This is a genomic window from Enterocloster sp. (assembly GCF_057861365.1).
The window spans coordinates 1-13,705 of sequence record NZ_DBMACH010000015.1; the positions used below are offsets into that span (position 1 = coordinate 1).

General features: G+C 47.7%; 11 protein-coding genes and 1 pseudogene. 11 read left to right on the top strand and 1 reads right to left on the bottom strand.

Annotated elements, in window-relative coordinates:
• Positions 1–468: 468 nt before the first annotated feature.
• From ACZM6M_RS13870 to ACZM6M_RS13890, 5 genes are all read left to right on the top strand, one after another.
• Positions 469–1,098: a VanZ family protein gene (locus ACZM6M_RS13870; protein WP_418763297.1), complete on the top strand. Its 630-nt coding sequence runs from the start codon at positions 469–471 to the stop codon at positions 1,096–1,098.
• A gap of 42 nt (positions 1,099–1,140) precedes the next feature.
• The gene (gene glmS / locus ACZM6M_RS13875; RefSeq protein WP_418763296.1) at positions 1,141–2,979 is read left to right on the top strand and encodes a glutamine--fructose-6-phosphate transaminase (isomerizing); all 1,839 of its coding nucleotides are present in this window, start codon (positions 1,141–1,143) and stop codon (positions 2,977–2,979) included.
• Between the two features lie 43 nt (positions 2,980–3,022).
• Positions 3,023–3,283, top strand: coding sequence for a hypothetical protein (locus ACZM6M_RS13880; RefSeq protein ID WP_489490497.1), 261 nt, complete (start codon positions 3,023–3,025; stop codon positions 3,281–3,283).
• Between the two features lie 190 nt (positions 3,284–3,473).
• Positions 3,474–3,806, top strand: a complete 333-nt coding sequence (locus ACZM6M_RS13885) for a hypothetical protein (RefSeq protein ID WP_347460581.1) — start codon at positions 3,474–3,476, stop codon at positions 3,804–3,806.
• Positions 3,778–4,014 (top strand): hypothetical protein, encoded by a 237-nt coding sequence (locus ACZM6M_RS13890; RefSeq protein ID WP_484078084.1) that lies wholly within the window; start codon positions 3,778–3,780, stop codon positions 4,012–4,014. Before ACZM6M_RS13885 ends, ACZM6M_RS13890 begins: the two co-directional genes overlap by 29 nt.
• A 79-nt stretch (positions 4,015–4,093) precedes the next feature.
• Here the strand turns inward: ACZM6M_RS13890 and ACZM6M_RS13895 are convergent, their stop codons facing one another.
• Positions 4,094–6,364 carry a glycogen/starch/alpha-glucan phosphorylase gene (locus ACZM6M_RS13895; RefSeq protein ID WP_418763292.1) on the bottom strand — a complete coding sequence of 757 codons (2,271 nt, stop codon included), beginning with the start codon at positions 6,362–6,364 and terminating at the stop codon, positions 4,094–4,096.
• A gap of 132 nt (positions 6,365–6,496) precedes the next feature.
• Between ACZM6M_RS13895 and ACZM6M_RS13900 the strand changes: the two genes are divergently transcribed.
• The 6 genes and pseudogenes from ACZM6M_RS13900 to ACZM6M_RS13925 all read left to right on the top strand — a co-directional run.
• Complete coding sequence (locus ACZM6M_RS13900; RefSeq protein ID WP_407408343.1) at positions 6,497–7,375, top strand: AraC family transcriptional regulator; 879 nt, start codon at positions 6,497–6,499, stop codon at positions 7,373–7,375.
• Between the two features lie 77 nt (positions 7,376–7,452).
• Entirely contained in the window at positions 7,453–9,003 is a 1,551-nt protein-coding gene (gene malQ / locus ACZM6M_RS13905) for a 4-alpha-glucanotransferase (RefSeq protein WP_489490498.1), read from the top strand.
• Positions 9,004–9,099: 96 nt separating this feature from the next.
• Positions 9,100–10,530, top strand: coding sequence for an N-acetylmuramoyl-L-alanine amidase family protein (locus ACZM6M_RS13910; RefSeq protein WP_489490499.1), 1,431 nt, complete (start codon positions 9,100–9,102; stop codon positions 10,528–10,530).
• A 316-nt stretch (positions 10,531–10,846) separates the two neighbouring features.
• Positions 10,847–12,517, top strand: a complete 1,671-nt coding sequence (locus ACZM6M_RS13915) for a putative manganese-dependent inorganic diphosphatase (protein ID WP_066544222.1) — start codon at positions 10,847–10,849, stop codon at positions 12,515–12,517.
• A gap of 19 nt (positions 12,518–12,536) precedes the next feature.
• On the top strand, positions 12,537–13,118 hold the full coding sequence (locus ACZM6M_RS13920; protein ID WP_066544221.1) for a flavin reductase family protein: 582 nt from the start codon (positions 12,537–12,539) through the stop codon (positions 13,116–13,118).
• A gap of 20 nt (positions 13,119–13,138) precedes the next feature.
• A pseudogene (locus ACZM6M_RS13925) lies at positions 13,139–13,675 on the top strand (shikimate kinase); the annotation flags it as partial.
• Positions 13,676–13,705 lie beyond the last annotated feature (30 nt).

Sequence of the window (13,705 nt, forward strand, 5' to 3'; positions counted from 1 at the left end):
GATTCTGTGCCATAGGTTTTTCTCCTGTTCTCGTATTGATTATGATTATATATCAAAATCCTTGAGAATAGGGTGTCAACTTTATTTATACACCATCATTTCTAGCAAGAGAAGATGAAGTGAAATGCTTGCATTCTCTAATGATTATTATGGAATAATTTTTAGGGCAACACAATCCGTCGAATTATTTTGCGCTTACCATTTTGCTGCCTGCTATGTAGCAAAACATGAAATGTGCTACATGATAAGTAGCAGTCAAATCGTCACGCATACTCTATAATATAAATGTAGAAAAGACTGCACATGGAAAGGAACGATGATGACGAGCAAAGGAGAAAAAAGTTAGAAAAAGGAGTGTACAGAGCTGATTTATTTTCCGACTTGTGATATATTGAATCTGTTCTGCGTATATTTTATGAGAAAAAGAAGAAATTCAGCAGAAATATTTTTACAAGGGAGCATACATGGATGGATCAACTATACTGTATTTACCGAAGCATTGAAAAAAGTATTTGCTCAACAATTTCTGCATCCTTTCCATCGGCATGTATTGTTTCTTTTCTGGCATTTATAAGCTATATGGTGTTCCGGCTGTTTTTTAGTCTGCATAAAAACAGATCAAAAAATTTTTCGGGTGTTTCCGATATGGTTTATCAGGGCGTTTGGACTGCGATATTTATCTTTTACACATATATGGTATTGTTTCGTACCTGGATTGCAAGGAAACGTTGGGAAGATCCGTTAGACAAGATATTTGGAGGCTGGGGCTTATATACCGAAAAAGGAAACCTTACCACAGAGGCGATTGAAAATCTGATGCTTCTTTTCCCGTTTACGTTTCTTTTGGGGATACTTTTGAGAAAACGGTGGAAAAAGTATTCGCCGGGATCAGCTTTCCGGTATTTGGCACTCAGCGGTTTCTTCATGTCTTTGACCATTGAAACAGTGCAGCTGTTACTGAAACGCGGAACATTCCAGTTTTCAGATCTTTTCTATAATACGACAGGTGGGATATTAGGAGGAGCTTTCTATTTGACAATACGAAGGCTGAGGTTTAAAATATGCGCATGCAAATGGCAGTCAAAACATAAAAAATGAAAGCTCAGGATGCTTTTCAGTGTCAATTAAGGAGAAAGAAATATGTGTGGAATCGTTGGATTTATAGGAAATCATCAGGCGGCCCCGATCCTTCTGGATGGATTATCAAAACTGGAATACAGAGGCTATGATTCGGCAGGTCTGGCTGTCCGGGATGGAGACGCCCCGGTTCAGATCGTAAAAGCAAAAGGGCGCCTGAAGGCGCTGGCAGAGAAGACGAATGACGGAGAGGCCTTAAAGGGCACCTGCGGTATCGGACACACCAGATGGGCGACTCATGGAGAGCCTTCGGAAACCAACGCTCATCCTCACTGCTCGGATGATGGAAATGTAGTAGGCGTTCACAACGGAATTATTGAGAATTATCAGGAGCTGCGTGATAAGCTGGTAAAAAAAGGATATACCTTTTATTCTTCAACCGATACGGAGGTCGCTGTAAAGCTGATTGACTATTACTATAAAAAGTATGAGGGAACTCCCGTTGATGCGATCAATCATTCTATGGTGCGGATTCGGGGATCCTATGCTCTGGCAGTGATGTTTAAGGAGTATCCGGGAGAAATTTATGTGGCCAGAAAGGACAGCCCCATGATCCTGGGAGTCACGGACGGCGAGTGCTATGTGGCTTCTGATGTGCCTGCGATTTTAAAATATACGAGAAATGTATATTATATCGGAAATATGGAGATGGCCCGCCTGAAGGAAGGGAAGATTACCTTTTATAACCTGGATGGAGATGAGATAACCAGGGAGATGACGCAGATCGAATGGAATGCAGAAGCGGCTGAAAAGGGCGGTTTTGAGCATTTCATGATGAAGGAGATCCATGAGCAGCCGAAAGCAGTTTCAGATACCCTGAATTCTGTTTTGAAAAACGGCCGTCTGGATCTGACGGAGATGGGGCTGACAGAAGAAGAGATCTGCGCCATATCCCAGATTTATATTGTGGCCTGCGGCTCTGCGTATCATGTGGGGGTGGTGGCTCAGTATGTGATGGAGGATCTGGCAGAGATCCCGGTCCGTGTGGATGTGGCTTCCGAATTCCGTTACAGAAAACCTCTTCTGGATAAAAATGGGCTGGTGATCGTAGTGAGCCAGTCCGGAGAGACGGCGGACAGTCTGGCCGCTCTCAGGGAAGCGAAGGAATATGGGGTAAAGACCCTTGCGATTGTAAATGTGATCGGTTCTTCCATTGCCAGAGAGGCAGACCATGTGTTTTACACCATGGCGGGGCCGGAGATTGCCGTTGCAACGACAAAGGCCTACAGCACCCAGCTGATCGCCGTTTACTGTCTGGCTCTCCAGTTTGCCCTGGTGAGGAAAAAGCTTTCAGAGGAAAAGTGTGCAGCGCTGATCGCAGAGCTGCAGTCTCTGCCTGGGAAGATGGAAAAAATCCTGGAGGATAAGGAACGGATCCAGTGGTTTGCATCGAAATACGCAATGGCAAAGGATGCGTTCTTTATTGGAAGAGGGATTGATTACGCAGTTTCCCTGGAGGGAAGCCTGAAGCTGAAGGAGATTTCCTATATTCATTCGGAGGCTTATGCGGCAGGGGAGTTAAAGCACGGAACCATAAGCCTGATCGAGGACGGTACGCTGGTGATCGGAGTGCTCACACAGAGCCAGCTTTATGAAAAGACGCTGTCCAATATGGCCGAGTGCAAAAGCCGGGGGGCCTATCTGATGGGCTTGACTTCTTATGGAAAATATGATATAGAGGATGCGGTAAATTTTGCGGTATATGTGCCCAGAACCGATGAACATTTTTCTGCCAGTCTGGCAGTGATCCCTCTTCAGCTGCTTGGATATTACGTCAGTGTGGCAAAAGGACTGGATGTAGATAAGCCGAGAAATCTGGCAAAATCTGTTACGGTAGAGTAAAGGGCGCAGATCCGATTACAAAGGAGATTGAGAGAAGCTGGGAGTGATTGCGGCTGCCATAGGCATATTGCTGCTGACTCCTGTAACCGTATTGGCAGAGGATAAGTGGGAGAGCAAAAACGGCGGCAGATACCGTGTAAAGGAAGACGGAACCTATTATGCTGGGGAGGACGGAAAAATATATGTAAACGGCTGGTTTGTGATAGAAGGTACATACAGCAACGGAAAGCTCTATTCTAACTGGTATTACCAGCAGGAGGACGGTTCTCTGCATACTGATGGCTGGCATGGAATTTGTTTGTAAAATACAACCGATGCCAGAATGACGATTATCCGTAGAAAGAGCCGCATTGTCATACCGCTGTGCGTCTTTAACAGATGTATATTGGGTCAGATATAAGGGCGAGAGGGTTAAATTTGATGAGATCAATTTATATGATAATCATCTCAGCAATACCTTTATGGATATTACATTGAGAGGAAGACAATATACTGTGCAGAATGAATATCTGGCAAGAGATCTTTCTACCAATGGTTGTTTTCCTAAGGCATGGCAGCGGTCTGACCATAGGTTCAGGTTGCTGAAAGACGGAGGAGAGGATGCGGTAAACAGGGAAATTCTTGCCAGCAGTATCAGCGACAATATTACATCAAAGGCATTTTCTATTGCATCGGCAGAGGCATTTAATATATATGTCTTAAATCATGATCGTGATTTAAAGAAATGTATTTTGTCATTAGACTCCCACAATTATTACATGATGAATATAATGGATTATTTGACAGGGAATACGTCCTGTGAAGCTTCACAAGCTGATGGATTTTAACCGTGCATTTTATTCATATGATACTTTGGATGGAGCAAACTGTCAGACTGTATTTGGGGAAAAAATGACGCAGAAAGAGGCTGCAGTTCAGGCAGTAAAGAAGATTGTGCTGAATCAGATCAGCGAAATCCCGAAAGGTATTTTTGGGCTGCTGCCGGAGTATAAAGGTATGTTTGAAAGGCGGTATGGGCTTCTGCGGGAATTATGAGGTGTATGGAGATTAGTTTTGCCCCCTCCCAACCGGCTCCGAACGAATCGGAACCCCGGCTGTGAGGGGGCGTTTTTATTTACAGCTTCCAGATATCCCTGTTATACTCCTCAATGGTCCGGTCTGAGGAGAAGTATCCTGCCCGGCTGATATTTACCAGCATTTTCTTCGCCCAGGAGGCCCGGTCCTCATAGTCCGAGAAGGCCTTTTCCTTGGTACGGCAGTAGGCGGCAAAATCAGGGAAGGTCATGAACCAGTCCTTATTTAAAAGCTCATTGTAAAGGCGTTCCAGATTTTCCTTATCGCCCACAGCAAGCATTTTCTTACTGATGATAAAGTCTACGGCCTCCTTTAAGGCAGGGGAGTTTTCGTAGTAGGATCTGGAATGGTAGTCCCCTCTCTTATAGCGGCGGATGACCGTATCGCTGGAGTCGCCGAAGATATAGATGTTGGAGTCGCCTACCAGCTCGTGGATCTCCACATTGGCTCCGTCATCCGTTCCCAGGGTGACGGCTCCGTTCAGCATGAATTTCATATTTCCCGTGCCGCTGGCTTCCTTGGAGGCCAGGGAGATCTGTTCGGAGATATCGCAGGCCGGGATCAGCTTTTCTGCCAGAGTCACGTTGTAATTATTTACCATTACTACATTTAAGTAGGGGCTTACCTCAGGATCCTCCTTTATGATCTGCTGCAGGCAGAGGATCAGATGGATAATGTCTTTGGCGATCACATAGGCGGGCGCAGCCTTTGCGCCGAAGATGGCCGTGATGGGAGTAGTGGGCTTATGGCCTTTTTTGATCTCCAGATATTTGTGGATCAGGTACAGGGCGTTTAACTGCTGGCGCTTGTACTCGTGAAGGCGCTTGATCTGGATGTCAAAGATGGAATTGGGATTGATTTCCAGTCCCTGTGTTTCCTTTAAATACTGTGCCAGCTCTGCTTTTTTCTGATCCTTAATGGAAAGCAGGCGGTACAGGTGCTTTAAATTGCAGGAAATGGCAGGCTGATCCAGTTTTTTCAGTTCATCTGCATCCCTTTTATAGCCTTCCCCGATAAAGCTGGTGATAAAATCAGAGAGCTGTGGATTGCAGTGGAGGAGCCAGCGGCGGAAGGTGATCCCATTGGTTTTGTTATTAAATTTTTCAGGATAGATTTTGTAAAAATGGTTCAGCTCCGTTTCCTTTAAAATATCGGTGTGCAGAGCGGCAACTCCGTTTACGCTGAAGCCGTAGTGGATATCAATGTGGGCCATGTGAACCCGGTCGTCCTTATCAATGATATAGACGGAAGGATCGTCAAATTTACGGCGTACCTTGTCATCCAGCACCTCCATAATGGGGATCAGCTGGGGCACCGCCTCCTTGAAAAATTCCATGGGCCAGGTTTCCAGGGCCTCAGCAAGGATAGTGTGGTTGGTGTAGGCGCAGGTGCGGCTGACGATTTCAATGGCGTCGTCCATTTCCATGCCATGCTCTGTGGTCAGCAGGCGGATCAGCTCCGGGATTACCATAGTAGGATGGGTGTCATTGATCTGGATGACAGCATAGTCGGGCAGGTCATAGAAATCAGAGCCTTTTGCAGCGGCCTCTTCCAGGATCAGCCTTGCGGCGTTGCTTACCATGAAATACTGCTGGTAGATGCGCAGGATCCGTCCCTCCCTGTCGCTGTCATCGGGGTAGAGGAACAGAGTCAGGTTTTTGGCTACATCCGTTTTGTCAAAGGAAATACCGTCCTCTACAATGGATTCGTCCACAGATTCCACATCAAATAAATGGAGATGATTGGTACGGCCGTGATAGCCTGTTATCGCGATATCGTACATGCGGGAGGTAAGGGTGAAGTTTTTATAGGGAACCTGATAGGTCACATCGGTTTTTGTAAGCCAGGAGGCGTTTTCAATCCAGGGATTGGGAGACTCCTCCTGTTTATTATCTTTAAAGAGCTGCTTAAAAAGGCCGAAGTGATAGTTCAGTCCAATGCCGTCGCCGTTTAAGCCAAGAGTGGCAATGGAGTCCAGAAAGCAAGCTGCCAGACGTCCCAGGCCGCCGTTTCCTAAGGATGGCTCCGGCTCTGCTTCCTCGACTGCTGCCAGAGATTTGCCATTTTCTTCCAGAATCGCCTTTACGTCATCATAAAGGCCCAGATTGATCAGGTTGTTGGAAAGAAGCTTTCCGATGAGAAATTCAGCAGAGATATAGTACAGCTTTTTCTTTCCGGCGTTTTCTTCCTTTTTTGCAGCGGCCTGCTGGGAAATGGCAAGAAGGGCTGTATAGAGTTCTTTATCCGTACAGTCGGCGATCGCTTTAGGACAGGCGGTGCACAGTGCTGTTTCAAGTTCTTTTTTTGTCATATCAGATCCATCCTTTCTGCTCGGTGCAGGAGTTATTTATATTACAGTTATTCTATCAGGTGGCTTGGAAAAAATCTTGCAGAATGATGGGAGAATATAGTACAATACGATCAAAAGGAGGTGGAAGGCAGCATGGAAAAAGGCGATATGATAAGGCAGGAAAAGTACCATGAAACCAAGAAGCACGGACTGCGCGAATTCCCTTTTAATATCTATCCCTGTTCCATTCCGGGGGATTTTCAGAATGTGGCTCTCCACTGGCATGAGGAAATGGAGATCATTTCCATAAAAAAGGGCCAGGGCAACGTGGTTGTAGACCGGGTGGTTTATGAGGTGGAGGAAGGGGATGTGATGGCTGTCTTTCCCGGCCAGCTTCATGCAATTTACGGATTTGAGGATCAGAGAATGGATTACGAAAATATCATTTTCAGCCTGTCACTTCTCATGGGGGCAGAGGAGGACCTCTGTACGGAACGGTTCCTTTTTCCTCTTGCCAGAGAGCAGGTGAGGGAGCCGCTTTTTAAACGGAGAGGAATGGAGGGATATGAGGCGTTTGCAGGATGCATTCAGGCGCTGGACTGTGTATCGGAGGAGAGGGGAACTGGGTATCAGCTGGCAGTGAAGGGGCAGCTTTATACCTTTCTTTATCTGGCCTTTCAGTCCGGCCTGACGCTGTGGGAAAAACGGCCCGGACGGGCCAGGGAGCGGATTAAGCAGGTGCTGGGATACATTGAGGAGCATTACGGAGAGGAGTTTGATATCAGCCAGGCCGCCGGGATGTGTTTTTACAGCCAGTCTCATTTTATGAAATATTTTAAGCAGTATACGGGACAGCCCTTTGTGAGCTATCTGAACGATTACCGTCTTTCCCGTGCAGGCGGATTTTTAAGAACCACGGGAGACACGGTGACGGAGATTGCAGTCCGGTGCGGTTTTGATAATCTGTCCTATTTCAACCGCCTGTTCCGCAGAAAGTACGGTATGACCCCGAAGGAGTATCGGGAGTCTTAAGGCCGGCAGTCCAAAGCGATTGATTTTGTATCCGTTTTTCCGTATAATGATGTGGATTGCAAAAAGGGGGTTATTTTATGCGCGAATGTGGAATTTTGCTTCCTGTGGCAAGCCTGCCCTCACGGTATGGCATCGGAGCCTTTTCAAAGGAAGCCTATGAATGGATTGACCGTTTAAAGCAGGCGGGACAGGGCTTTTGGCAGGTGCTTCCCTTTGGCCCTACGGGCTATGGGGATTCGCCCTACCAGTCCTTTTCCGCTTTTGCAGGAAATCCGTATTTTATCGACCTGGAGCAGCTGATCCGGGAGGGCCTTTTGACAAAGGAAGAGTGTGATAAGGCCGATTTTGGGGATTCCAGGCGGTATATTTCCTATGACCGGATCTACAGGGAGCGGTTTCCGCTGCTTAGAAAGGCCTATGATCGGTGGAAGGATGGGCTGGCCCGGAAGGGGACTGCGGGGAAAGAATCTGCAGAGAATACGTGCGGCGTTCTGGAGCAGGTTCACGGTCTGGCCCTTGAAACTCTTGGGCCGGAAACAAGGGAATACTGCTTTTATATGGCTTTGAAGGATCATTTCCAGTCAAAAAGCTGGAATCTCTGGGAGCGCGGGATCCGTCTTAGGGAGCCGGAGGCGCTGAAAGCCTACGGCAGCCTTCTTACCGATGAGATCGGGTTTTATGAGTTTCAGCAGATGAAATTTGAAGAGCAGTGGACAGCGTTAAAAAATTATGCCAATAAACAGGGGATCCGGATCATCGGAGATATTCCCATCTATGTAGCTTTTGACGGCGCGGACAGCTGGTGCCATCCGGAGCTGTTTCAGTTTGATGAGGAAAATCTGCCAAAGGCAGTAGCGGGCTGTCCGCCGGATGCCTTTGCAGAGACGGGGCAGCTTTGGGGAAATCCTCTTTATGATTGGGGATATCATGAGAAAACCGGCTATGAATGGTGGATCCGGCGGATGGAATACAGCCTTCGGATGTATGACGTAGTGCGGGTCGACCATTTCAGAGGCTTTGAAGCCTATTATTCCATTCCCTACGGCGATGCGACAGCAGAGTTCGGACACTGGGAAAAGGGGCCGGGAATGGCGCTGTTTCAGGCGCTGGAGGCGCACTTTGGGGATGAGCTTCCGGTGATCGCAGAGGATCTGGGCTTTCTTACCCCTGAGGTCTATGAGCTTTTGGAGAAAACAGGATTTCCGGGGATGAAGGTTTTGGAGTTTGCCTTTGACGATTCAGAGGAAAGCGGCTATCTTCCTCATAATTATACGGAAAACTGTGTGGTTTATACGGGAACCCATGACAATGATACGCTCACAGGCTGGTTTGATTCCATGAGCAAAAAGAACCGCAGCTTTGCCAGAGAGTATACGGGAAGCCGCCGGGTTCCAAAGAAGGAGCTTCACTGGCAGTTTATTCGTCTGGCACTGGAAAGTCCGGCCAGACTGGCTGTGATCCCCATTCAGGATTATCTGGGCCTTGGCACAGAAGCACGGATCAATGAACCTTCCACATTAGGGAAAAACTGGAAATGGAGGCTGCTTCCGGGAGAAGTGGATCAGACCTTGGTTGAAAAATGCCGAAGGTTGGCAAAGATTTACGGAAGACTGGCAAAAAACAGTTAAATTAATAAAATCTTCTGATTATAATCGGTAAAAATTTATGGATTTTGTGTCATTTTCTGATAAAATAAAGATAAGAATAATCAGGAGGTGGCGGCTATGAAGAAGGAAACGAATGTAAAAAGAACAGGATGCTATATCAGACGGAATCGCTTTATTTTAGGAGCAGCAGCGGGCCTTCTTCTGGCAGCTGCCCTTCCCTTTGGAGCGTTGGGAGCAGAAAAAGGCTGGCAGATGGTGGACGGAGCAGAGCGCTATGTGGATGAGACCGGCGGTATCGTTACGGAGCAGTGGAAAAAACGGGACGGCAAATCCTATTATCTGGATGAAAACGGTGAGATTGCAGCAGACGCCTGGATCCAGGGAACCTGGCATGTAGATGAAACAGGAGCCATGGAAAAGGAAACATGGATCTATGAGGATGGTTCCTCTCAGATGGCGAAAGGCTGGTACTATCTGGGACCCAGCGGCAAGGCGGAAAAGAATGACTGGAAAAAGCTGGGAGATGTCCGGTACAGCTTTGACAGCCAGGGACGGATGCGCACAGGCTGGCATTATGAAAATGGAGATATTTATTATCTGGGAGATGAAAACCAGGGATATATCCAGATCGGCTGGCGTTATCTGGAAAGCGACGGGAGGAAGCGGCCGGCAGAAGGCTCTGTTTCCAAAGCGCTGGTTCCCGGAGAACCCGGAGGACAGTGGTATTATTTTAACTCTTCGGGAAAGGCCAGACGGGCAGAGGTGGGCTCCTATAAGGAAAGCGAGATTGACGGCCATCGTTACTATTTTGATGCCAACGGCGTGATGGCGACCGGATGGCGCTGCGTAAGGGAACAGGCAAAGCCTGGAGACGGCACAGGGATCAGCCGTTTTGTGTATCTGGGCGGAAAAGACGAAGGGATGCTTAAGAGCCAGTGGCTTGAAACAGAGGAACGGCCCTGGGACAGCCCGGAATGGGAGCAGGCCTTATCAAAAGAAGCCCGCCGTACTAAAAATGCTTCCGAGACGGCACAGACAAAGGAAGATATGACACGCCGTTTCTATCTGCAGCATGACGGTACTCCTGCTTTTTTATCAGCAGATGCCGTGCAGATCTGGGATGCAGTGACAAAGCTGGATGGAGCCTATTATTTCTTTGATTCCTACGGGGTACAGCAGAGCGGGCTGATCCGCATGACCTCAGGAGGGAAAACCGAGACGGCCTGGTTTGATCCGGATAAGGACGGCGTCCTTTTGACAGGAAAAGCAGAAGCCGTAAAGGATAAAAACGGCAAAACATTTGCCTTTTGTGCAGAAACCTCAGGTTCCTTAAAGGGAACAGGGGTAAATGGAGAAAAGGACGGTTTCCTTTATTATAACGGTCTTCTGGCGACTGCCCCTGAAGGAACCGGCTATGCGTCCTTTAAGATCGGAGACAGAATCTGGACGGCGGATGAAAAGGGGCGGATCCAGACAGAGGATAAGATGAGAAAGGCAGAGACAGCACCGATTCCGGCAGCAGGCTGGGAGATATCGTATGTGAGATAAAGAGGTTGCCAAACATATCCTCATCTGCTATACTTGATACACAAAAAATATAAATAAATCCGGCAGGAGCCGCCCGCTGCGGCGGCTCTTTCCGGATTTAAATTGCTCTAAAAATGAGGAGACCCCGGCTGTTTTAAGCCGGGGCAATTATGAAAAATCTATGTGCAAATATACCAGTAAGCAATGCGAAAAACATGATTTATTTATATAAAAAGTATAAGAAAAAGATATGAACGGATTGTGAACTAAATGTAAATAGATTATGAATCAAAGGGGATTTTTTAAAGGGAATCCCCAGGGTAAAGAGGGAGAGAAGATGGATCAGGAATTAAAGAGAAAAACGCTGGTGATCGGCCACAGAAATCCGGATACGGATTCAATCTGCTCGGCTGTATGCTATGCCAATCTGAAACGGGCAGTAACAGGAGAGGAGTACATTCCTGCCAGGGCGGGCCATGTGAATGGGGAAACAAGGTTCGTGCTGGATTATTTCGGCATGGAGGAGCCTGCTCTGGTGGAGGATGTACGGACGCAGGTAAGAGACATTGAAATACGAAAGACAAAGGGCGTTGCGGACAACATTTCCTTAAAGCGGGCCTGGAATATCATGCAGGAAAATAATGTAGTTACCATTCCGGCGGTGCGGGAGGACGGCACTCTGGAGGGACTGATTACGGTAGGCGATATTACAAAGACCTACATGAATATTTATGACAGCAGTATTCTGTCCAAGGCCAATACCCAGTATTCCAATATTATTGAGACACTGGAGGCAGATCTGGTGATCGGTACGGCCGATGCCTATTTCAGCCAGGGAAAGGTGCTGATCGCGGCGGCAAATCCCGATCTGATGGAGTTTTACATCGAGCCCCATGATCTGGTGATTCTGGGAAACCGGTATGAATCCCAGCTTTGCGCCATTGAAATGGGCGCGGACTGCATCATTGTCTGTGAAGGCGCGGGAGTGTCCATGACCATCAAAAAGATTGCTCAGGAGCGGGGCTGTACGATTATTGCCACAACCTATGATACCTACACGGCAGCCCGTCTCATTAACCAGAGTATGCCCATCAGCTACTTTATGACGCGAGAGCACCTGATTACCTTTGAGAGCGATGATTATATTGATGAGATCCGTGACGTCATGGCGAATAAGCGCCATCGGGATTTCCCGATTCTGGATAAGGATGGACGTTATCTGGGTATGATTTCCCGAAGAAACCTGCTGGGAGCCAAGGGGAAGCGGGTTGTGCTGGTGGATCACAATGAAAAGAACCAGGCAGTGGCCGGAATCGAAAATGCAGAGATTATGGAGATCATTGACCACCACAGGCTGGGAACCATTCAGACCATGTCTCCTGTATTTTTCCGCAATCAGCCGTTAGGCTGTACGGCTACCATTATTTACCAGATGTATCAGGAAGCCGGTGTAAAGGTGGAGCCAAAGATCGCAGGACTTCTCTGCAGCGCCATTGTGTCCGATACCCTGCTGTTCCGTTCTCCTACCTGTACGCCTATGGATGAGATGGCTGCCAGATCGCTGGCAGAGATTGCGGGAATTGAGATAGAAAAATACGCCATGGAAATGTTTGGTGCGGGAAGCAATCTGAAGGGAAAGAGCGACGAGGAGATCTTTTATCAGGACTTTAAGCGCTTTACTTCAGGAAAGATTGCTATCGGCGTTGGACAGATCACCTCTTTAAATGGAGATGAGCTGGAAAGCATCCGCCCAAGGGTTATCCATTATATGGAAAATGCCAGACAGGAAAACAGCCTGGATCTTGTATTTTTCATGCTGACAAATATTTTAACCGAATCGACAGACCTGATCTGCGAAGGAAACGGAGCGCTGCAGCTGGCGGAAAAGGCCTTTCATACAGAGCCGGATGAGTCCGGAGAACAGACAGAGCCTCTGGTACGTCTGCCGGGAGTGGTATCCAGAAAGAAGCAGCTGATCCCGGCGCTGATGCTGGCAGAGCAGGAGTAAAGGAAAGGACGGTATTTTTATGAGCAAAGAATACTGGAAGCCGGGCAATATGCTTTATCCGGTGCCCGCAGTGATGGTGAGCTGCGCCAGGGAGGGAGAAACTCCCAATATTATCACCGTAGCCTGGGCAGGCACGGTCTGTTCTGATCCTGCCATGGTATCGATTTCTGTGCGCAAGGAACGTTTTTCTCATAGGATCATTAAGGATACAGGGGAGTTTGTGATCAACCTGGTAAACCGCCCTCTGGTGCGGGCGACGGATTACTGCGGCGTAAAGTCCGGCCGGGATGTGGATAAGTTTAAGGAAATGCGTCTGACGCCTCAGCCCTCCCGATATATCAAGGCTCCGGGGATCGCAGAAAGTCCGGTAAATATTGAGTGTAAGGTAACTGAGGTAAAGGAACTGGGAAGCCATGACCTGTTTCTGGCTCAGGTAGTGGGAGTAACCATTGACAATCAGTACATGGATGCAAAGGGGAAATTTAACTTAAATTCCTCCGGTCTGGTATCCTATTCCCACGGTGAATATTTTGAACTGGGAAAGAAGCTGGGAAGCTTCGGATATTCTGTAAAGAAACCGGTGAAAAAGAAGAAACGCTGAAGAACAGGAGGATGTGCAGGATGAAACCCAATATTACTATGATCGGTATGCCGTCTTCGGGTAAAAGTACCATAGGCGTACTGCTTGCCAAACGTCTGGGCTTTTCCTTTGTGGATGTAGATATCGTGATCCAGGAAAAGGAAGGACGCCTTTTAAAGGAAATCATCGCAGATGAAGGAATGGATGGCTTTTTAGAGGTGGAAAACCGGATCAATGCGGGGCTGGATGTACGGCTTTCCGTGATCGCTCCTGGAGGCAGCGTGATCTACGGGGAAGAAGCCATGAAGCATTTGAAGGAGATCAGCGAGGTGGTCTACTTAAAGATGAGCTATGAGGAAATGGAACGGCGCATCGGAAATGTAGTGGACCGGGGCGTTGCCTTAAAGCCGGGATTTACGCTCAGAGATCTCTATAATGAGCGGGTTCCTTTGTATGAAAAATATGCGGATATTGTTATCGACGAGGCGGGAAAGACGCCGGGAGATACAGTGGATGAACTTCGCCGGGTCATTGAGGGAATGATGGATCAGGATAAGCTGCAGGCTGCTTTGGAGAAATGATTTTATAGTACATACATACAGGCGGCA